Genomic DNA, 22,672 nt, shown 5'->3' on the forward strand with positions numbered 1-22,672 from the left:
CACTTGAAAATACCATAGGGGGGTATAAATCAGGATCAATACGCGAAGGAGTGCCACAGTGTCCCAGACCCTGAATTTCCCCGTGGGCGGCATGTCATGTTCCGCCTGCGCCGCGCGTATTGAAAAGATCCTCAACCGTCAGGACGGCGTGCACGCCAGCGTCAATTTCGCCACCCAGCGTGTGCAGGTGGTACTGGATACATCCGTCGCCACGATCAATGCGGTTGTCGCCGCCATCCGCAAGGCCGGTTTCACGGTGGATGAAAGCAGCGTGGACCTGTCAATCTCAGGCATGTCGTGCGCCGCCTGTGCCGCACGTATTGAAAAGATCCTCAACCGCCTGCCCCTGACGCAGGCCAGCGTAAACCTTGCCACCGAACGGGCACATATCGTGTTCGTGCCCGGCATTGCGGATGGGGATACCTTCATTGCCCGCATTGAAAAAGCCGGTTTTGGCGCATCACTGGTAAATGACGGCATGCCCGATGACACGCATGCCCGCCGTCTTGCCGCATGGCGTGCGGAACGTGCCCATTTCGTGCTGCTGCTGATCCTGTCGCTGCCGTTTTTTGCGCAGATGGTGCTGATGCCATTTGGTGCCATGTACATGATGCCCGGCTGGCTGCAGCTTGTACTGGCGGGCGTGGTACAGTTTTACGGCGCGCGGCACCTGTACCAACGTGCATGGAATGCCCTGCGCGGTGGCGGTGCGAACATGGACGTGCTGGTGGTGATGGGCACCAGTATCGCGTATTTCTTCAGCGCGACTGTCGTAATCGCCCATCTGCACCAGCCGCTGTATTTCGAGGCCGGTGTCGCGATCATCACCCTGATCTCGCTCGGCAGGCTTATGGAAGCCCGCGCGCGCGACCGGACCAGTGCCGGGCTGGAAAGCCTGCTGAAACTACAGCCCCGGCTTGCGCATGTCCTGGTCAATGGCGCGATGGTGGATCGTCCTGTGGCGGATGTGCGCGTGGGCGACATATTCGTGGTGCGCCCGGGCGAAAGCGTCCCGGTGGACGGACAGGTGCGCGAAGGCGCATCCGAAGTCAACGAAGCCATGCTGACGGGTGAAAGCATGCCGACGCTGAAACAGGCAGGAAGCCGGGTTTTCGGTGGCACCATCAATACCAATGGCATGCTGCGCGCCACCGCTACCGGCGTGGGACATGACACGGCGCTGGCGCATATCGTGAAAATGGTCGAACAGGCGCAGGGGTCAAAAGCGCACGTGCAGCGACTGGTGGACCGGATATCGAATATCTTCGTGCCCACGGTCATCGCCATTGCACTGGCTACGTTCGTGATGGGCTGGCTGGTGACGGGCAATGCGACATGGAGCCTTGTTTCCGCCGTGTCGGTACTGGTCATCGCCTGCCCCTGCTCGCTGGGACTTGCAACGCCTACGGCCATCATGGTGGGCACGGGACTGGGCGCGCGCTGTGGCATCCTGTTCCGCAATGCGGATGCACTGGAACGCGCACAGAAACTGACCACCATCATCATGGACAAGACCGGCACCCTGACCGAAGGCCGTCCCACCGTCAGTGACGTGGTGCCCGGGCCGGGAATTGACACCGGCAGGCTGCTTGCCATCGCCTGTGCGCTGGAACAGGATTCCGAACACCCGCTGGCCCGCGCCATTGTCGATCATGCCACGGCGGCGGGCATCTCACCGCTACCGGTAAGCGATTTTCACGCCATGCCCGGCATGGGGGTGACGGCCATGATTGATGGCGCACCGGCATGCCTTGGCTCCCCCCGTTTCATGGCCGATCATGGCATTGCACCCGATGACACCGTGACCACCCGGCTGGAACAGGAAGGCAAAACCGTCATCGCCGTTACGGCCAATGGACAGCCGATTGGCCATATTGCCCTGTTGGACCGCCTGCGGCCTGACGCCATACGCACCGTAAGCGCGCTGAAGGCTGCCGGCATCCGGGTCATGATGCTGACAGGCGACAACCCGCGCAGTGCCGCCATCGTGGCGAAACAGGCGGGCGTGGATGACTTCATGGCGGGCGTCCTGCCCGGTGACAAGGCGCAGGCGGTCAGGACCTGCCACGATCAGGGCGGCGTGGTTGGCATGGTGGGAGACGGGATCAATGACGCCCCGGCACTGGCGGCCGCCGATGTAGGCTTCGCCATTGGCGCGGGAGCAGCCATCGCGCTGGATACGGCGGATATCGTGTTGATGAAAAGCGAGTTGACCAGCGTGCTGGATGCCATTTCACTGTCGCGCGCCACACTGTCCAAGATCCGGCAGAACCTGTTTTTCGCTTTCATCTATAATATCCTGGGCCTGCCGTTGGCGGCGTTCGGGCTGCTCAACCCGATCGTGGCGGGGGCGGCCATGGCCATGAGTTCGGTATCGGTTGTCAGCAATTCCCTGCTGCTCAACCGCTGGAAACCGCACAGGCAGACCTGATCCCGCGCCGTAGGCATATGTCACGGCTTATGGTACGCTGATATGGACATGACAGCATAAAATCGAAGAAGGCGCGCATGGCTCGACAGGACGAACTGGTGACATCGATGGAAGGCTGCGCGCATTGCGCGCCCCCCACCGACAGGAAAGTGGAGCAGCCGCACAAGAAGGCCCTGATCAACCGTGTCCGCCGGATTGAGGGACAGGTGGGCGGCGTGCTGAACATGATCGAGGACGACCGTTACTGCGTCGACATCCTGACCCAGATTTCAGCGGTAAAATCGGCACTTGACGGTGTCGCCATCCAGATCCTGTCCACCCATGCCAAAGGCTGCGTACGTCAGTCCGTCATGGACGATGGCGGGGATGAGGCGATCGAGGAAATGCTGGGGATCGTGCGCAAACTGATCCGCTGATGGAAAACCGATAAATAAAATAAACGTTTTTGGTGAAACTCTCCTCAAAAAACTTCAGAAAACACTGCTTTAAAAAAAAGCGGCATCCAAAATCTTTATGGTTTGCCGGATGTTGCCTGGGCAGTTTTTTGAAATGCCTCCCGATACGGACACGCACAAAACAGGCACCTGTCCTGTAACACCTGCGCCAATGCGCGGAAAAACCCTTTTCTTTATGCCCCCCATGGGTATTATGCGGACACGTTTTGTTATGCGACTTGCCTGTGCATGGGAGCCCTGAATGATCAGGACACATGGCCGGATCTGGATTGGCCTGCTGGCCTGGCTGCTTATGCAGACCGGGCTGCTGGTTGCGTCCTTTCCTGCCATTGCGCAGACACACGATGCCATGGTGCCCTGCACCGTCACGACCTCCCCCCACTGCATGACACCGGAACAACTGACCCACATGGCGCACATGCACCATAAGGAAGGCCAGTGCTGCCATGTCCATGTCAGTTCTACTGACATGCCATCCCCACCCGCCACCCTGCTGCCCCCGCAACCCGGGGCTGGCACGCAGTCCTACCTGCCCCATCCGCAGGCCCGCCTGACTGGCGGTGACTGGCTGCGCCCCTTGCGCCCCCCCAAATCCCGGAACAGCCAGGCGCCATCAGGCGTATAATGTGCCCGCCACCCCGTCGGGATGGTGGGGTGTAACTGCCCTGTTTCCGGAATTTTCCATATGTCCAATGCCTCTCGCACGCGGGACGGCCTGACACGTCGCCGTTTCGTCACGGGTATGGGGGCGGGTGGGCTGCTTGCCGCCCTGCCCGTACCCGCTTCCGCCAGCCCCGTCACAACCATCGCTCCGGGCACGGTACCTGCCGCAGCCAGTGCGACATGGAACCTGCATGTCGGTCGCAGGCGTATCGAAATCGACCGCAAGGTCCTGCACGCCCCCTGTATCGGCGGGAACGTGCCCGGTCCCGTCCTGCGCTGGCAGGAGGGGGATAACGTGACCCTGAACGTCACCAATACGCTGCGTGATGAGGAGACCTCCATCCACTGGCACGGCATCCGCCTGCCCGCCAACATGGACGGCGTACCAGGACTGAGCTTTACCGGCATTCCCCCCGGTGAAACCTTTACCTACCGTTTTCCCGTACAGCAGAGCGGAACCTACTGGTACCACAGCCATTCCGGCATGCAGGAAGCGCAGGGTCTGTACGGCGCCATCATCATTGACCCCCGCCGTCCCGACCCGAATGCATGCGCGCGGGATTATGTCGTCGTACTGTCCGAATGGACCGACGTGTCCCCCATGGACATGATCAATAACCTCAAGATGCAGGATGATTATTATGTTTTCCGGCAACGCACGCTGGCGTCCCTGCCGCATGAGGCCCGGATGGCGGGCAGCGTCGGCGCGGCGCTGAAGGACCGGCTGCAATGGTCACGCATGCGCATGGCCGCGACCGATATTTCCGATGTCACGGGCATCATCTACACCTACCTGCTGAACGGGCATGCGCCGGACATGAACTGGAGCGGCCTGTTTACTCCCGGGGAACGGGTAAGGCTGCGGTTTGTCAACGCGGCCTCCATGACGTTTTTCGATATACGCATACCCGGTCTGGAAATGCTGGTGGTGCAGGCGGATGGCAATGATGTCGAACCCGTGCCGGTGGATGAATTCCGCATCGGCGTGGCCGAAACCTATGACGTAATCATCCAGCCGCGCGACAGCCGGGCCTATACGATCTTTGCCCAGAGCGAGGACCGCACCGGCTACGCCCGTGGCACGCTGGCCCCGCAGCCCGGCATGACCGGTCCCATCCCCCCCATGGACCCGCGCCCAGTACGCACCATGGTCGACATGGGGATGGGCGACATGAAACCAGGGCAGGGCATGAAAGATATGAAGGGTATGGATATGCCCGGCATGTCGAAAAAAGATGCCCCGATGGACGGCATGGACATGTCAGACATGGACAATGGGAACATGGACCACATGGACCACATGGACCACATGGACCACATGGACCACATGGACCATGCCACGCCCGCAACGCCGGTTATGGAAGTGGATGATCCCGGTCCTCCTCCCATCAATGCCGAAAACCAGAATGTCGCCAGAATGCCAGTGGACCGTCTGGACAGCCCCGGTGACGGGCTGGAAGGCAATGGGCGCCGCGTGCTGAATTACCGACAGTTGCGCGCAACCCGCCCCGGTACCGACCCGCGCCCGCCATCGCGCGAAATCATCATGCACCTGACCGGCAACATGGAACGCTACATATGGGGCTTCAATGGCCGGAAGTTTTCTGAATCCGGGCCAATCCGCCTGAAACTGGGTGAACGGGTGCGCTTCACGCTCATCAACGATACCATGATGGAACACCCCATCCACCTGCATGGCATGTGGAGCGAACTGGAAAATGGCCAGGGTGACTACCGCCCCTACAAACATACCCTCATCTCACAACCGGGATCACGACTGAGCTATCTTGTCACGGTCGATGCGCCGGGCATGTGGGCGTATCACTGCCACCTTATGCTGCATATGGAACTGGGCATGTTCCGCACGGTCATCGTGGCATGAGGAACGCATCTCTTCTGGCAGCCCTGACAGGCTGCATCACGTGCATCACGGGTACGCCTGCGCTGGCGCAGGTCCCCTCCGCCACTGCCACGACGACGACAACACAGAATACGAAGCCCGCTTACCACGCGGCTGATGCCCCGTCATCCACACCGGTCGTATATCTGGGCAACATGAAACCGGTCATGGACCATGCCAGCTATTTTCATGGTATCCTTGATGAATTTGAAGGACGGTACGCCCCCGGTGGTTCGGATTTCCGCTGGGATGGCGAAGCATGGTACGGCACGGATTACAACCGGGTCTGGCTCAAAACCGAAGGTACACTTGAACACGGCCACCTGCATGACGGGGACCATGAACTGCTGTACAGCCGCGCGATTTCATCCTATTTCAATGTGCAGGGTGGTGTGCGCGCCGATATTGACGACGGGCCGACGCGCACATGGGGCGCACTGGGGGTACAGGGACTGGCGCTGTATGAATTCGAATTTCAGGCCACCGCCTATGTCAGCGACCGCGGACGGTTCGCCACCCGGATTGAAGGATCGTATGACTTCCTTCTGACCAACCGGCTGATCCTGCAGCCACAGGCGGAATTCAACCTCTATACCAAGTCCGATCCCGCGCGGCAGGTTGGCGCGGGCCTGTCGGATGTCGATGCGGGACTGCGCCTGCGGTATGAAGTCTGGCGCAAATTCGCACCATACGTCGCGGTATCCTATGCCGGGTACCTGACACAGGCCCGCAGGATCGTGCATGACCAGCACGAGGAGACAGGAGCGCTACGCTTTACCTTTGGCATTCGAAGCTGGTTCTGATCCACCACGGAGTCTACGCAGCGTGACGAAGGGAATTGTCGCGGCGTATTCCAGCCCCTATATTCTGATTCATGGATGTATCCTGTGTCCGGGAAGGGCCTGATCCTTTCACCTATCAGGATGCAGCCAGGGACCCTTCATGGTCGTGTAAAACCATACCCATGATTTTTTCCTGATGGAGGATTGGGAAAATGCCTATGTGTAAATCTGTCAGAACAGGCACGCTCTGCGCCCTTGCCACCGCACTGATTGGGGGTAGCCTTGCCACGCACCCTGCACTGGCCCAGACGCTCACGGTTATTGATGCCAGCGGGCACAAGGTGGACATCATTGTTCCCCGACAGGTCGCAGCGCGCCCCGCATTCGATGCGATCGACCAGATGATGGATCGTGAATTCGCCGCGATGGAAGCACGGCAGCAGCAGATGATGCACCTTATGGACCAGACGATGTCCAGCCCGGTTGCCGCCCTGCCTACTCCTGCCCTTGATACCCGTAACGCTCACGGACAGGGCAGCATGTACCAGAGCGTCACGACCATATCATGGGGCAGCAATGGCATCCCGTGCAGCCAGACAGTGACCAGCACCAGCAACGGCAATTCTGCCCCCGTCGTTCAGGTGGCGACCCGTGGCGATGCCACCTGTACCGCGAGGCTGACCCCCGCCACAAACCGGCAGACACCAGCCACGCAGGCACAGGACCTGACCCCGGCGGTGGATACGACACCGTCCCCTGCGCGGCGGATTACGTCCCGGCCCTTCTGAAAATAAAAGTCTTTGGTAAAGCTTTTTTCAAAGAACTTCAGAGCCTAATCCGAAAGTTTTTAAACAATACCAGCATGTTGTGATTCATCCGTCTTTGCGAAGAGATGGAGTGAATGGTGGCATGGACTGGTATTGCCCGACACGAACATAGCCGGGAGGGATTGCGATATCCATCGGATATGACGGATGCCGAGTGGGCTTTGAAATCCTGCCTTGCCGCTGGGTGGTCGAACAACATTCGCCTGGCTCGGTCGCTGCAGGCGGCTCGCCAAAGACTGAGAAAAGTCCATAGCCTCGTCAACAGCGTGGACTTTGATCGCCTCAATCCGCATGCTGACCCACAGAACTGCAAAGCATTGTCAGTGCTGAAAAACTTTCGAATCAGGATCTAACACACGGCTAATATAATATATGCATTTTAAGATGCAGTATCTTGCGGATTAGAGTGGGTGTTTTGTTTTTTAACCAGCCTATCCTCTATGTTTGACAGGATAGTTAAAAATTTGAAAATTGATAATATCTCCGCAACAACAAGCAGCAAACCATAAAATAAAAAAAATATTCCAATAGTAGAAAATAAATAAAACAAAAAATTTAAAATGCAAGGATAATCCGAATTGTGAAGATCAATAATCTTTGCATTTTGGAAAAATGCAGAAAATAATAAAGAGACAGTTTGAACAATAACCGCATGAGAAACTGAACTTGATAATTTAACAAGAGGGGAATAATCCCCTCTCCTTTTTATCATCAAAGCCCTTCTTGATCGCTCATCCGAAACAGAAATAATAATTGCAAATGACGCTATAGAAAAACCTGTAATAGAGGGCATGATTGATGATGTAACAGACGCCCATGAGCCATCCTGCAGTGAATTCCAAGATGCACACGTCAGCACAGAAGACACATATGGGTATGGTGATGCAAAAAAAGAACTCCACCCACCATACGCGCCATAGAGCAACTTCAAGTTTTTAATCATATTTCCCCCATTCTTTTAACCTAATCGAGCATGTCGCTTTTTGTAAATCAGTTCTCTCATTGCCGTGGCTAAAGCAATAAAAACATTTTTCTCAGATAGATCGTCTGGCTGATAAGAATCAGCCATTTTCATCGGCTTTTCTTTTGTGCTGTGCGGTACGACTAAACCATTCTCAATATTTTTTGCCTCAACGTCTCCATTCTCGGCAGCTACATAAGCTAATGCCTGCGTTTTTTTATTTGGTATTAAATTACTTTCGTCAGAATAGAGCGCACTAACGTACTTATCTCCATTCTGTTCAAAAAGCGCTTCTTCGATCTCTTTCTCTAACTCTTCTGTAATTTCATCACAATTTGGTCTTTTTATGGTTATTTTTAATTCTTTAAGATTTGATAAATGTAGTATCCTTTCAATTTCTCCATAGTTTTTTATAATATCCGCCTCAACATGGCCAAACGTAGATGCAACATCTCCTTCCTTAAGAATTCCTGAAAAGTATAATTCTATAGATTTTGTGCTAATAGTCTTTGAATTTGCGTACACCTCAAAAAATATTGTATGCAAATCACTATCTAGAATAAAATAAAAAGCTGAATGATGTGGCCTCAATCCATCTGGTATAGATATATCCTGAATCTTTTCAGGTAAAGCTTCCCTAAAATATTCAATATCGAACCAGTCATCATCTATATCAATTTCATCGTATCTTGATACTACTCCAATTCCAGTATTTCTATCAAAGTGGGTTATAGCGATATATGTATTTCCAAATACTTTAATTCCCCTTCTTAATTTATATAAACAATCAACAAGATTAGTATAATTCCTCTCTCTATCGGACGGTATTCTAATATTAACCGCTGCTATTTCTATTTTTGCCGGCCTAGACATTTTATACCTTTATGTTTATATAAAATGACATGAAAATGAAATTCGTAAACATGTTCAATATTGAAATATGAAAAAATGATATTCAACAATGTATGTATCACATTATAAATATTTCCTCTCCCTTATCACTTCTCCTCGAATATGGTCTCTAACTTGATTTCCTTTTGTCGATCAGTAATAAGAGCCTGATCCGAAAGTTTTGAACAATACCAGCATGTTGTGATTCATCCGTCTTTGCGAAGAGATGGAGTGAATGGTGGCATGGACTGGTATTGCCCGACACGAACATAGCCGGGAGGGATTGCGATATCCATCGGATATGACGGATGCCGAGTGGGCTTTAATTATGCCGTTCGTGCCCCCGGCGAAACGGGGCGGACGGCCTCGCACGGCGAATATGCGCGAGGTTGTAAACGCGATACTCTATATCGCTTCGGGTGGGTGTGCGTGGCGTCTGCTGCCGAAATGCTTTCCACCGGTCTCGACCGTCAGGCGCTACTTTTACGCATGGCGTGATGCCGGACTGTTCGAAGCAATGAACACGGTACTGGTCATGAACCTGCGGGAGATCGAAGGGCGTGAGGCCTCCCCGAGCGCGGGCGTGATTGATAGCCAGTCGGTGAAAACCACGGAAAGTGGGGGAATTTCCGGTTATGACGCTGGAAAGAAGGTCAAAGGTCGCAAGCGCCATATTCTGACGGATACCTGCGGCTTCCTGATCTTCCTCCTTGTTCATGCCGCTGACATTCAGGATCGTGACGGGGCTGTCGATGTCCTGGCGGCAATACGCAAACACTTTCCATGGCTGCGCCACATCTTCGCCGATGGCGGCTATGCCGGTAATAAACTGCGATCCGCGCTCGCCAGCATGGGAAAATGGACGGTCGAAATCATCAGGCGATCAGACACAGCCAGGGGCTTTGAAATCCTGCCTCGCCGCTGGGTGGTCGAACGAACATTCGCCTGGCTCGGTCGCTGCAGGCGGCTCGCCAAAGACTGGGAAAAGTCCATAGCCTCGTCAACAGCGTGGACTTTGATCGCCTCAATCCGCATGCTGACCCGCAGATCAGGCTCTCAGAAAACGCCGTCTTTTTGGGAGCTGTTGGGAATTATGCTTTTTTGGATCCTCTAAATATGATTCAAAGTCGATATGGATCGCTTCATACTGACGGATGCCCAATGGGCGAAAATGGAACCGCTGTGCCTTGGCAAGAAGACGGATCAGGGACGCAGCGGGAAGGATAACCGCCTCTTCATCGAGGCGGTCCTGTGGATCGCCCGGACCGGTAGTCCGTGGCGGGACCTGCCGACGTATTTCGGACATTGGAACTCGGTTTACTCGCGCTACAGTGACTGGATGAAAGCCGGTGTTTTCAAACGGCTTTTTGACGCTGTCTCTGACGATGCCGATATGGAATACGCGATGATTGACGGTACGGTAATTCGGGTTCATCGCCACGGCCAGGGCGCAAAAGGGGGACCCGGAATCAGGCGATAGGACGCAGTGTGACGGGGTGGTCGACCAAGATCATCGCCATGACCGACGCCCTGGGCAATCTGGTCCGCTTCACGCTTATCCCCGGCCAGCATTACGACACGGTCGGGGTTGCCCCCCTTCTCGAACCGGCGGATTTCAAGGGGATTCTCGCTGACAAAGCGTTTGACGTCCACTGGATCGTGGACGCCCTACACGCGCAAGGGGCCTGTGTGGTCATTCCTCAGCGCAAAAACCGCCTCGACAGACGCCCGTTCGATGGGGGCCTGTTCAAAGCACGCCATCTCATTGAGAACTTCTTCTGCAAACTCAAGGAGTTCAAGCGCATCGCCATGCGCAGCGAAAAAACAGACAGATCATTCGAAGCCATGATCTATCTCGTTGGCGCAATCATTAATTCAAGATAATTCCCAACAGGCCCTGCAAAAAGGCGGCGTCCAGAAGTTTTATTTAGAACAATCCGTGATTGTCCCGATCAGACATCGACAGCATTTCTTCCCATGTGCCGGAATACGTTAATTTATCACCGTGTCATGAGAGCATTTATTTACTGAGCAGGGGCCCGATGCGATCCCATACATATTTCGCCATTATCTCATGTCCCTGCTGGTTGGCATGCGTTGTATCTGGGGCCCATGTCTGGTGATCAAGAACGTTGGCAAGGGACGGCCCGGAGGCGAAAAGATCGATGATGATGTCAAATGGCGTCGTAAATGGCTGCACGGGGGGCCTCCGGTCTGGGCTTCGTCAATAATGGCGACAGTATACCCTGCTGCCTTCAGGCGACTGACAATCAGTGCCAGGTTACACACCGTTTCAGTAGCGGAAATATTGTAGGCAGGCAGGTGGTCATTATAGCCGCCAAAGACAACAGCTACCTTGTGCACGGCACCATGGACCACGCTCTCGACAAGCGGGCAGCCTGTCCAGCTTCTGCCGCGTCGTTGCCCCTGACACACTGCGAAATCGTAACTCTGCCAACGCGCGAAACGCTGCATGAGGTAAGGCCAGTTACGGCCATCATACACGCGGAAACCTTCGGTGCCGCTATCACCAATGGCGATAAAGACAGCACGCAACTGCGGCATGTAATCCCCTGCCACGGCTGCGGACGCGGCAAATGCCTGCGTCTCCGCTGGTGGTGGGCATGGTCGGCTATGACAATGCCGTTCTACATCCCGCCACCAGCGCGTGTGCCGGAAGCAATGGCGCAACGATACCCGTAAGGATAGCTGCAACCTGTCCGCGCATGTTCATGTCACGCCCTTACCAAAAGGTGATGGGACCGTGCAGGCATCCCGGCACTGAAGGATAATGCCGCTACTGACCATCAAGGGTGTAGTGTGCCATCCACATGCCGCTGGCCTCAGACCAGCTGCCCGCGCGGCTGTAGCCGCCTTCCAGCCCCACGCGCAGCCGGTGATCCACCTGATAGACAAGCCGCCCGCGCATATTGCCCGCAAGACCGCTTGCCCCTTCATCACCATAATAGCTGGGCTGGTTTTCATTGCCCCTGGCCTGCAGCACATTGCTGGTCGGGAAATACGGCGCGCCGTTGCTGTGGTAGTACTGGTATCCCGCTTCCCCGCGCAGGAACCACGTCCAGCGCCTGTTATGTCCCGACCATTCTACTGGTATCATGGCACCATAATACTGCTGGGGCGAGAAGTATCCGCCCTGCCCCCATGTAAAGAAGTAGGCATTACGCTTATACCCGAAATACATGAGATCCAGGCCCACACGCAGCCACTGTCGGTCATGCCACTGCCATACGGTGGCGCTGCCGCCCGCACCGGCCTCGGTCTCGGTATTGCCTATGACGTTGGTCCCACTGAGATAGGCGAAACCACCACCCGCATATGCATTCCATCCCGGCGCGGACCATTCCAGCGCGCCATGGCCAAACAGGCGCGTCACCCCGCCCCACAGTTTGCCCGTGCCCGGATCACGTTCCCCCGCATAGGACAGTTCGCTGTCCGTCACCATCCGCCGCCCGCCACTTATGCGCAGGCCCAGGTTGCGGGTCAGGCGCGGGGCGAATTCCAGGCCGCCCACTACATTGGTGATGGGGAAGCCAAGCGGAGAAGACCCCACATCGGCCGAGAACCAGTGATTGACGTAATTCAGGCTCAGCCCCACGCCCTGCGTGTAATAATGGTGATAACCCCATGGCTGCGCGCCATTGACCGCAACCGTCCCGAACTGATGGGCGGAATAGGCGTTGTTCAGCGGGTCGCCCGTGAACAGCAACGTTGGCGTCACGGAAAATGACAGCCGGTGTTCCCACGATTCAAACGGCAGGGTAGCGGTGATGGGTATGGCGAATTCCGTAAGCTGCCCCAGCCCTGCAACCCCCGTGCGGCTGCGCGCGTAGGTATTGGCGTCGAACTGCGGCGAGATGGAATCACGCAGGTAGACGATCTGCCGGTCCATTGCCTCGGGGCTGTCGTCCTCGGGGATGTAATGGTAGCTCGCCGGAAGGGTCGCGCCATGCAGGTCGAGATATTCACTGTCGATGTAGGGCCAGCGGTAATCGGGCAGGAAGCTTTCATGCCCGCCACACTCCCCTTCCCCATCAAGGCTGCACTGGGCATGCCGGGCATGTTCCACATCCACCAGCTGCGCACGCGAATTACCCTCGATCCGTTCAATGTCGGAACGGACTTCCCAGCTCATCGGGCCGTCGGGGTCCTCATGGGCCAGCCGTGTGGCATAGTCCCTGGCCTGCGCCAGATGATGGGATCCACCGGCGTCACGCGCGGCTGCGGCCAGCGCATAGATGTCTGTGGGCTTCAGCCGCAGCGCGATCTCGTCCTCCTCCAGCGCGCGCACGGCCATGTTCCGGGTCTGGTACACACGGCCCATGGCCAGATGGGCCTCGACGGAATCCGGGTGGGCGCGCAACACGGGAGCCAGCACCTGTGCCGCCTGCGCCGTCTGGCCATAACGGTCGAAACTGTCGGCAGTCATGACCGCAAGGCCAATCGCGATCTGGTCACGCGCACGTGTCTGTTCGAACGTGATATCGGCGGGATGGGCCTTTGCCATGGTGTCAAAGACATCAAGGCAACGTGTCGTGTCAAAGGACGAACGCATGCGCAGGTACATCCCCGCATAGGCCAGCATCTGGGCTGCATGCGGCGGTTGCGTCAGACTTTCCTCACGCGCCAGCGCCTGGCGCGCGTCCTGTGGCGCATGCCGCGACAACAGGGCGGCGGCGATACGCATGCCGCGCTCACCCGTAGGATCAGGCCGGTCAGCCAATGCCAGAATGGCTGCGTTATCCGCGGCAGGCGGGTGGTTGAGTTCGGCTATGCGCCGGTCCAGCGCAATCAGTTCGGCCACGCTGTCCATGCCCGGCGTGCGACCGGTTCTGGGCAGGCGTTCCAGCAGCGCGTTGGCAGTCGCCATGTCATGGCGGCCCATGGCGTAGATAATGCCCGCCTGCAGCGCCTCGGGGGATGCAGTGCGTGGCATGGTCAGGTCATCCATCAGGGCCTGCGCCGCCGCATGGTCACCCGCGTCATCAAGCGCGTGCGCCAGCTTGAGCCGTATCCACGGGTCATTCGGTTCCAGTGCATGCGCACGGCGCAGCAGCGTAATGCGCCCGTCGCTGTCCTTCGCACGGTCAGCCTGCGCGGACAGCGCGGCAACAGCCAGCCGCCGCGCCAGCGCCGGGTTCATCTGGTCAAGGCGGGCAATGATCGTGTCCATTCCCGAGCCGCCACCTGTCTGCACCTCCAGCATGCCGAGGTTGAACAATGCCTCGGCATTACGCGGCGCGCGGCGCACGACTTCACGATACAGCCGTTCGGCCTCGTCCATGTTTCCCTGGCTGCGTTCGAGCAGCGCCTGCAGCGACAGTACGGTCAGCGTATTGCCCGGACGGCGGCCAAGGGTGGCAAGGTCGGTACGCGCCGTGTCGTAATGTCCGGTATTGATGGCCTGCACGATACGCGCCACCAGCGGGTCCATGCCCGTGCCACCCGCCTCTATCGCCTTCAGCGTCGCGCGCCAGTGCGGCGCGGCTGCCGGGTCGGCCTGTATGGCCTGCAGGAAATACTGCCGCGCCAGCGCCGGCTGCTGACGGGCCAGAGCCACCAGCCCCAGGCCGCCCAGCGCATCGGCATCATGGGGGCTGGCGGCCACGGCGCGACGGAATTCAACCGCTGCCGCATCAAGGCTATGCCGCGCCAGCAGCGCATAACCGTGCTGGCGGAAATTGGTGGCATCAATGTCGGCCTGCATTTCCTGAGCCTTTTGCAGGCGTACCGTGAACTCCGTATCATCGGGATGGCGGGCCAGCCATTCCTTATAGAGCGGGATGCTCTCTCCGGTAATCGGCTCCCATAGCAACGCGTCACGCCATGCCGCAACCGCGTCATTGCGGATCTGGGCTGACACATCGGATTGCGCAAGCGCACGCAACCCGTCCAGGCCTTCCTGCCGCGAGGTAACGCGATAAGTCAGGATCTGGTCAAGGCACAGCCGCGCATCAATGTCACGCGGGTTGCGCGCCACCCACGCCGCCAGCCCGGTGCGCGCTTCCTGATAGCCAAGGACGGTCGCCCCGAGCACACGGTAATATTCCAGCGCGAGATCAGGCGGCGGGGCACCATTCCTGAATATTGCCCTGTACTTCAGCATCGCGGGCATCATCTTGCCTGATGCCGCCAGCGCGCGCGCTTCTGCCAGGGCCTGCGGATCTATCGGCCCGGCCTGAATCTGCGCCTTCAGGTCGGAGGCCAGTCCCTCCGCCCCATCCATACGCTCCAGAATCTCCAGCGTGTGCCTGGCCTGGGCGGACCTGCCCTCGGCCATCTGCAGTCGGCCCTGCAGGAACAGGGCCACGGTATTGTCCGGTTCAATCGACAGCGCGCGCTGGATCGTCTCGTGCGCCTTGCCCAGATTATGCTGGCCCAGCCAGTAATACCCCTGATTGAGCAGCAGTTCCAGCACAGCCGCTGCATGCGCCAGATGCGCACTGCTCGCCATGGTGGATGTGAACTGCGCTTCGGCAGGGGAAACGGGCTGCGCCGGGGTTCCTGCTACAGCATCTCCGGTGGCCGGAACAGTCACCGGCGCATCGGGGGGGGTACCCGTTATCGCCATATGAGCGTCCTGCGCGTTGACACTTCCACATGACAGGATGAGACCCGCCATCATGGCGCAGGCCAGCCGCAGCCCGCTTTCACGCATGCGCGGGTAGCCCAGCATGTCGCCGCGTACCAGCACCCATGAAGCCGGCGCGAAACGCCATGCCACTCCGTCACGCGGATCGCGCCCGGGCGGTCGTGTCATGTCACGCCTAATGGACACGGGACACATGGGAAATAAAGGCGAGAACAACCGCAAGCCCCAGGCACCCACCCACCAGCAGGCCCGCGCCACGGTTACGGACAGCGACGCTGACCCTGTCCTCGTAATCAAGGGCGGGCCGCTCGACAAAAACATAGCTCAGCAGGCTGACCACCGTGACCAGCGCCAGTACACCCGCCATCACAGCACCATGTACCTGAAAGAACAGCAGATAATTCGCCACGACAATAGCCGGCCAGTGCCACAGATAGACGGAATACGAAATCACCCCCAGCGGTGACAGCGGCACAAGCCACCTGTGCCCCACTTTCGTGTCAGGCAGCATGATGATGACCGCGACTGCGATACACGGAAACACTGCCATGTACGATGGACAGGCAAAGCTGCGGGGATAGAACAGCCCCGATCCCACGATGACCGCAAGGGCCACGGCATAGACAAGGTTGGCAACACCACACGACAGTCGCAGGCGGGGCAGCATCCAGATCATCGTGCCCAGCAGAAACTGCCACAGCCGGGCGAAAATGGTATAATAGGCCTGCCCGTCACCCCAGTACCATGCCAGCGCGCAGTACGCTGCGGAGGCAGTGAACACAGACAGGAGCAGCAGCCTGCGGTGCCGTATCACCGGCAGCAGCAGTGCCACGACGAAAATGATGGCGTAGAACTGCATTTCCAGCGACAGCGACCATGTATGCAGGAACGGGTAGGCCATGGCCTGCCCCTGAAAATACCCGACATGTCCCGCCGCCCAGATATTGGACAGGTACACCAGCGCATATGCACCATTGCTCGCGATATCGGCGCGATCGCTCTGCAATACCCACCACAGCATTCCCGCCGAGGTCACTGCGATCATGCACAGAAGTGCTGGCAGCAGGCGGTACAACCTGCGGCACACGAAGCGCACCGGCTGGAACGGGTGCTGCATGAGCGCAGAACGGCCCATGAAATAGCCTGATATCACCACGAAAATATCGACACCGATAAAGCCGCCCTTCAGCCATCCCGCATGAAACAGCACCACAAGGACAACGGCCAGTCCCCGCAGGCCATCGACGTCGCGCCGACGGTTCCTGGGGAAAAAATCCTTTTCCACAATGGTACGCCAGCGACCGGGCGCGGGCTGAATGGGTTCAAGTTGCAGCATCAATACTTTCCACGGCTTGCGCCAGTCTCGGGCAAAGCGGCGGGCACCCGGCATCCCGGGCCGCCACCACGTCAGGATAGGCCTATTGCGCGGCCGCTGGCGGCGCGTCCTTCAGCTTCTCAAGTTCGGGCAGCGTCGCCTGCACGATCGCATCCCCCCATATCTTGTAGCTTTCGGCAGTGGCATGAATGCCATCAGTCGTCTTCACGCTACCCTGCCTGAGCAGTGCCGTACCATCGACATACGTGCACGGCGCGACCTCGCCCTTGAGGAACGTCGCCATTTCCGTCGCACGCTGGTCGGTCTTGCCATAACGCGGGCTGAACTGCCCCCACGTCGGACCGACCCAGATGCAGGCCGTCTTGCCAATGGCATAGGTCAGGGTCTTGACCTGTTCATCCACCCAGTCCCTGGACACTGCATTCTGGCCATACGCCGCCATCGTGTCGCCCATAACCACCATGACCACGTTGGGGTGCCATTTTTCGATCAGTGAATTGATCGGCGGCGGGGAAGCAGGCTTCATGTTGGGCGCACCGATCGGTGCATCCCCCACACGTTCGGCGGCACCACAGCCATTGTTGGGATTGGGCACGACCCAGTCGGCGGCGGTCGATGAACAGACCCCGTACGTCACGACCTTTGCCCCCTGCCTGGTGAATTCATCTGGCAGCACGGACAGGAGCGTGTCTTTGTAGGTAACATGACTGTCGCCAATAATCAGCAGGGTCAGGCCTGCGAGAAGGGCACTCATCTGTTCTGTCTCCGTACCATGATTATTTCGATTATGACCCAGGCGTGTTCACGACGTCCGCCACATGCACTGGCGTCCCGCCGCCATGCCGACGGCCATGAACGTCGTAATGATGGAAAGGGATGAAGATGACCTATCACAAATCCCCCGTCAGGTCGTCATGCGCAACCCGCTTGCGCGACCAGCCACGCAGCCATGCCCAGATCCCGAGTGCGGCCAGTCCCGTGCCAGCCAGCCCGGTCAGGTAAAGCGCTGCGGGATGACGGCCAAGGTACCAGTCAAGACGCATCCACATCGGCAGGGAACCTACGGTATAAAGCGGCGCCGTGCGGTAGCTGGTGAACTGGTCGCCATTCTTGAGCACAAGGTCACCCTGCAGTGACGGCAGGTCCGTCTTGTTACGCAGGCTGAGCACCATGTCATGAATACGTTCGGGCGTATCCCCCATGAAGGCCACGACCGAGCGCTGGCTGTCATAGGGCGACTGCGCGGCCAGCATTACCCCCGCTTCCGCAATGGGGGCATTCAGGTTGGCCGTCACCCCATTTTTCAGCCCCGCATGGTCACGGTCCTGAAACAGGTACCATATCCCCTGCAGCCCCATGTGCTGGCCCACCGTGATGTGCTGGTCATGGATCACATAGGGGGAACGGGCCAGCACAGCCGTCGCCCGGCCAAGCTGTGTTGCCGTGCCCAGCACGACAATATCCCCTTTCGGCGGGGCCTGCTCCACCTCATCCGCCTTCATGATTTCCACGCCCGCCGCCGGATACCACGTCGAGGCGCCAAAGAAGCCCATGAGGTCAAGGAACGCCCCGGCCGTGCCCGCATCGGGATGGTCAGGCAGGACAACGGTCGTTTCCGACAGGTCGGCCATGCGCGAAAACGGGAAGGCCGCCTCGGCGAAATAGGACAGGTTGGGTAGCTGTGCAAAATGGTGGCCGCGCCGGAAGTCCAGCGTGGAATCCGAATCCACGCTCATGCGGATGTCGCCCGGCGTGCGGCGGCACGCGCCGCGATCAATGGGACGGGCGTCAAAGTTGAACTGCAGCTGGTTCTGTCCGAACAGGAGCCATGGCGGCAGCGCCGTGACATGGCCCGTAGCCCCCGTGTGCTGGTTGACCAGGCGTTCGGACCATTTGCGCCACAGACCCGGCGGCGAGAGCGTATAGCTCTGCAGGTAGTTGTTATTGACGCTGACATCGACGCGCGACGTCTCAAGATCGACCACCGGACCGCCGGGCGCGCGGATCCACATGTTCATGAGGAACGGTCGGCCGCGCCACGTATACAGGTCGGGTGGCAGGTGGAACGGCAGCGTCATGCCCGCAGGCGTGAAGCCGCCACCCTGCAGGTCCGCCGCCCCCACCAGTTCGCCAAAGCGCACGGGTCGGTCCGTCGGCACGAAGGCAGGCGCATCATAGGGGCGGCGTGTCTCAAGGTTGACATCACTGACCACCTTCGAGGCCACGCCACCCAGCGTATCTGGTGAGAAAACCACCGCGCGGGCCGCGACTTCCACTTCATGTGCGTTACGCCCGGTCACAACCAGCACCGTGCCCCAGCGGTCATTGGGGTTGGCGATTTCTGCCACCATCGGCCCTGCTGGCCGCGCGCCATTGGCGTCCACAACCAGGTTTTCGCCCACTTCCACGGCATTGCCCGAAGACGGGATGGTGGTCGAGACGGGGAAGGACAGCTTGCGGAAGTCAGCGACCTTGCCAAACCACGACGCAATCAGCCCTGCCGCCTTGAGCGCCCCCTTGTCCCCCGTCGCAGGCATCACGACGGGGACACGCAGCGTGGAACGCAGGTTGGGATCAAAAAAGGGAGCAGGCAGGCGCGAAAGCTTGCGTTCTGGCGCGATGCGCACCGTTGTCAGCGTAATGTGCGACAGGTCGGAAATGCGCGCCCACAGGATCTCGTTGAACAGGTCATTACAGTCACGCCGGTATTCCCCGGCAAAACGGAAATTGAGCTTGTTGTCGCCCGTGAAATACAACGGGTCGATATCGAATGTCAGTGGCCCGAACTGCGGATGCTGCGGATCAACCTTGATGGTGCCCACATACTGTTCGTTCATCGTGACCGTCACGGCGCTCGCCTCGGGCAGCAGCGAAGGCGACAGCGCGCCCGACAGCGTCAGTTGCGCATGTGTTACCACCCGGTTGGCAGGCACGACCACATCCAGCCCCTGCAGCGGGGAATACCCGCGCAGCGTCAGCGGACCGGTCGTGGCGCCAAGGTTGCGGAACGTAATGGTGCGTGTCACCTCCGTATCGCTGATGCGATCGGCGGCGAGGGGATCGATAGCCGGCGTCTCGTCCGGGACGTTACCGGTATTGCTGTCCCCGAAGGGGGCGTCCGTCGTGACACCGGTCTGGTCCACGACTGGCGTCATGGCCACAGGCACCGCCTCCTGGGCCATGGCGACCGGCACCAGGGCCGTAAATGCGACAAACAGGGCGGCGGATGCGGTAGCGCCGTTACGAACGCTACGGGGAACAGGTTTCAGCACGAGGCTTTGTTTCTCCAGTTTTTCTTCCGTGGCGGGAAGGTCCTCCTCCCCCCCGTCCGACATGGGACGCGATGCCTCAGGCCCGCGCCTGCTGAAAAGGCCGCCGATGCTGCGGAACACCATCGCAAGACTGCGCAGCGGGCGGTCGGCCGGGAAATCCGCCCAGTTGGCCCAGGCGTCATTGCGCCCGAAGACCATACTGACGATCTGCTGTTCATCATGCAGGTCGCGCCGGATCCACTGCAGGCGCAGCATGTCCTGCCCAACCCCCATGACCTGCGCGGGAACGCCGACATGGATACCGTCGCGCGCATTGTCGTAATGGACCGTGACCTCGGTCCCTTCCATTTCGGCCGTGGCCCAGTTGCCTTTCACCGCAAGCCCGCCCAGCGAGATGTCATACGTATGACCGTTAAACCTGCGGCCATGGGCGTCAGTGACGGCGACGGGCAGCTTGACGGTGACGCGTGGCGCGTGGCGGGTCTGCCGCGTTTCCCGTCCCACCGCGATCGACGCCAGGACGATAATCATGCTGATGACCACCCACAGCGTATTCAGTACGAAGGACTGCAGCGCCAGCCGGTCATGAAACTCCCAGAAGATGCCGAATATCCCGCGCACAAAGGCTGCAAACAGCACCACGGCAAGAATGATGTTGGGATACACCGCGCTGAAATCGAAATATCCCCGCGCCAGAAGCCCCCCCTTGTCCGTCACATTGAATTTGCCCTTGTGCGGCTGCAGCAGGGTGACGATGGTGATGCGGATGAGAAACAGCGCGAGCGATGTCTCGTAGATTTCGCTCCAGAACGAATAGCGCCACCGTCCCTCGATCCGCGACAGGGTCAGGACCGAATGGAAAATGTGCGGCAGCGCATAGACACTGATGGCCAGCGGCGACGCTGCGATGATGTTCTGCCCGAGGAACAGATAGGCGAGTGGCGACACCAGAAACGTTACCCGCGGTATGGCGAACAGGAAATGCGACATGGCCGACAGGTAGCAAAGCCGCTGTTCCCACCGTAGTCCTGCACCCAGCATGGGATTGTCCAGCCGCATGATCTGGATCATGCCGCGGGCCCATCGCACGCGCTGCCCGATATGCAGGATCAGCCGTTCCGTGGACAGGCCCGCCGCCAGCGGTTCGCGCAGGTAGGCCGTCCCCCACCCCCTGCGCTGCATCTTCAGCGCGGTATGCGCGTCCTCGGTCACGGTTTCGGTGGCGAAGCCGCCAATTTTCATGACCGCCTCGCGCCGGATGATGGCGCAGGAACCGCAGAAAAACGTGGCATCCCAGAAATCATTGCCGTCCTGTACCAGCCCGTAGAACATGTTGCCTTCGGGTGGCACATGCATCCCGCTTGCAAGGTTACGCTGGAACGGGTCGGGAGCGTAGAAATGGTGTGGTGTCTGCAGCAGGGCGAGATTGGGATCGGCCATCATCCAGCCGATGGTGCGCTTGAGGAACCCCCGCGTCGGCACGTGGTCGCAGTCGAAAATGACCGCGAACTGGCTGTGCGTTACCTGTAGCGCGTGATTGAGGTTGCCGGCCTTGGCATGGTTGTTCTCGGAACGGATGATATAGCCCGCCCCTGACGCCACCGCGAAATCACGGAACGCCTTACGCCGCCCGTCATCAAGGATGTAGACATGCAGCTTGTCCTCGGGCCAGTCGAGGTCGAGCGCGCCAAGCACCGTTGATCGGACAAGGGAGAGTTCTTCGTTATAGGACGGGACGAACACATCCACGCTCGGCCATTGCGCCGTATCGTCGGGCAGGGGGTGTTCCCTGCGCCGCAATGGCCACGCCATCTGGAAATAGCTCAGGCACAGCGTCACCAGGGCATAGGTTTCCGCCATCAGCAGCAGCAGGGCCAGTCCCGTCTGTAACCAGTTATCGAACTGCAACGTCGTGGTCAGCCGCCACACGATGTAGCGCAGCGACACAAGCAGGGACAGCATCATGAGAAAGACGGTGATTCCCCGCCCCGGCCGCCGGTTGAGAAACAGCAGGACCGTAACCGTACCAATGGAAATGAGGCCCTGCATCGCAGGGTCAACCGTCACCGAGCCGACAAACGCCATAATGGCCACACCCAGTACGACTGGCACCCACACCGGAACGCGGTCAAGCCCCGTCCGTGCAAGTAACCCGGCGACTTTCCCGGTCATGAAGCCTGTTCTGTACATCGTCAGCTATACCACTGCCCTACAATAAAAATATCTGATATTTCTACTACCCGCATAGATGCAGCGGCGTGAATTTTCAGGCACTCGTGAATTTTTACCGGAAATAAAACAAAACATTTCCGAAAAAACAAATACCATTTACTTCCAAAACCAGAAGGGAATTCTGGCAGCCCGACTCTCCCGTCACGCAATACCGAAACAATTCATTTACGAGCCGCCAACGTGCTGCATGACACCACACCCGGACAATGCGAACGGTGTTAATTTTGCATCAACCTTCTGTCAAGAGAAAAACTGGAGACCGGAAGACAGCTTTCTCCCATACCCATTGGCAGGACGTACCCGGACCATTGC

15 protein-coding genes and 1 pseudogene are annotated in these 22,672 nt (G+C 58.5%); 9 read left to right on the forward strand and 7 right to left on the reverse strand.

The genetic code is table 11. The features are described from left to right. Positions 1-58 precede the first annotated feature (58 nt). From ACE2AA_RS08705 to ACE2AA_RS08735, 7 genes and pseudogenes are all read left to right on the forward strand, one after another. Positions 59-2,431: a heavy metal translocating P-type ATPase gene (locus ACE2AA_RS08705; RefSeq protein ID WP_395369456.1), complete on the forward strand. Its 2,373-nt coding sequence runs from the start codon at positions 59-61 to the stop codon at positions 2,429-2,431. Positions 2,432-2,508: 77 nt separating this feature from the next. Beyond that, a complete protein-coding gene (locus ACE2AA_RS08710) occupies positions 2,509-2,847 on the forward strand; it encodes a metal-sensitive transcriptional regulator (RefSeq protein ID WP_141260785.1) in 339 nt (112 codons plus the stop codon). Positions 2,848-3,127: 280 nt separating this feature from the next. Further along, entirely contained in the window at positions 3,128-3,511 is a 384-nt protein-coding gene (locus ACE2AA_RS08715) for a hypothetical protein (RefSeq protein WP_395369458.1), read from the forward strand. A 60-nt stretch (positions 3,512-3,571) separates the two neighbouring features. Then, complete coding sequence (locus ACE2AA_RS08720; RefSeq protein ID WP_395369459.1) at positions 3,572-5,431, forward strand: copper resistance system multicopper oxidase; 1,860 nt, start codon at positions 3,572-3,574, stop codon at positions 5,429-5,431. Then, positions 5,428-6,252, forward strand: coding sequence for a copper resistance protein B (locus ACE2AA_RS08725; protein ID WP_395369461.1), 825 nt, complete (start codon positions 5,428-5,430; stop codon positions 6,250-6,252). The genes ACE2AA_RS08720 and ACE2AA_RS08725 overlap by 4 nt, the downstream gene beginning before the upstream one ends. A 197-nt stretch (positions 6,253-6,449) precedes the next feature. Beyond that, positions 6,450-7,019, forward strand: a complete 570-nt coding sequence (locus ACE2AA_RS08730) for a hypothetical protein (RefSeq protein WP_395369462.1) — start codon at positions 6,450-6,452, stop codon at positions 7,017-7,019. A 196-nt stretch (positions 7,020-7,215) separates the two neighbouring features. Then, a pseudogene (locus ACE2AA_RS08735) lies at positions 7,216-7,388 on the forward strand (transposase); the annotation flags it as partial. A 49-nt stretch (positions 7,389-7,437) separates the two neighbouring features. On the opposite strand, the gene ACE2AA_RS08740 reads toward ACE2AA_RS08735, so the two are convergent. After that, entirely contained in the window at positions 7,438-8,001 is a 564-nt protein-coding gene (locus ACE2AA_RS08740) for a hypothetical protein (protein ID WP_395369464.1), read from the reverse strand. 15 nt (positions 8,002-8,016) lie between these two features. Further along, positions 8,017-8,892 carry a DUF4747 family protein gene (locus tag ACE2AA_RS08745; RefSeq protein ID WP_395369466.1) on the reverse strand — a complete coding sequence of 292 codons (876 nt, stop codon included), beginning with the start codon at positions 8,890-8,892 and terminating at the stop codon, positions 8,017-8,019. A gap of 253 nt (positions 8,893-9,145) precedes the next feature. On the opposite strand from ACE2AA_RS08745, the gene ACE2AA_RS08750 reads away from it, so the two are divergent. Together ACE2AA_RS08750 and ACE2AA_RS08755 are read left to right on the forward strand one after the other, a co-directional pair. Beyond that, positions 9,146-10,024 (forward strand): IS5-like element IS1031D family transposase, encoded by an 879-nt coding sequence (locus tag ACE2AA_RS08750; RefSeq protein WP_395369468.1) that lies wholly within the window; start codon positions 9,146-9,148, stop codon positions 10,022-10,024. Between the two features lie 18 nt (positions 10,025-10,042). Next, positions 10,043-10,794 (forward strand): IS5 family transposase gene (locus ACE2AA_RS08755; RefSeq protein WP_395369470.1). Its coding sequence is split into 2 segments (ribosomal slippage): positions 10,043-10,373 and positions 10,373-10,794, totalling 753 coding nucleotides; the frame shifts between segments, so codons are not numbered across the junction. Positions 10,795-10,977: 183 nt separating this feature from the next. Here the strand turns inward: ACE2AA_RS08755 and ACE2AA_RS08760 are convergent. From ACE2AA_RS08760 to bcsA, 5 genes are all read right to left on the reverse strand, one after another. Beyond that, entirely contained in the window at positions 10,978-11,475 is a 498-nt protein-coding gene (locus ACE2AA_RS08760; protein ID WP_395369471.1) for an SGNH/GDSL hydrolase family protein, read from the reverse strand. Between the two features lie 232 nt (positions 11,476-11,707). After that, a complete protein-coding gene (locus ACE2AA_RS08765; protein ID WP_395369472.1) occupies positions 11,708-15,688 on the reverse strand; it encodes a cellulose synthase subunit BcsC-related outer membrane protein in 3,981 nt (1,326 codons plus the stop codon). Positions 15,689-15,695: 7 nt separating this feature from the next. Further along, positions 15,696-16,910: an acyltransferase family protein gene (locus ACE2AA_RS08770; RefSeq protein WP_395369473.1), complete on the reverse strand. Its 1,215-nt coding sequence runs from the start codon at positions 16,908-16,910 to the stop codon at positions 15,696-15,698. A gap of 28 nt (positions 16,911-16,938) precedes the next feature. Further along, positions 16,939-17,610, reverse strand: a complete 672-nt coding sequence (locus ACE2AA_RS08775) for an SGNH/GDSL hydrolase family protein (protein WP_395369474.1) — start codon at positions 17,608-17,610, stop codon at positions 16,939-16,941. A gap of 136 nt (positions 17,611-17,746) precedes the next feature. Further along, positions 17,747-22,318 (reverse strand): UDP-forming cellulose synthase catalytic subunit, encoded by a 4,572-nt coding sequence (gene bcsA / locus ACE2AA_RS08780; protein WP_141260792.1) that lies wholly within the window; start codon positions 22,316-22,318, stop codon positions 17,747-17,749. Positions 22,319-22,672 lie beyond the last annotated feature (354 nt).

It is taken from the genome of Komagataeibacter diospyri, from assembly GCF_043995075.1.
Classification (GTDB): domain Bacteria; phylum Pseudomonadota; class Alphaproteobacteria; order Acetobacterales; family Acetobacteraceae; genus Komagataeibacter; species Komagataeibacter diospyri.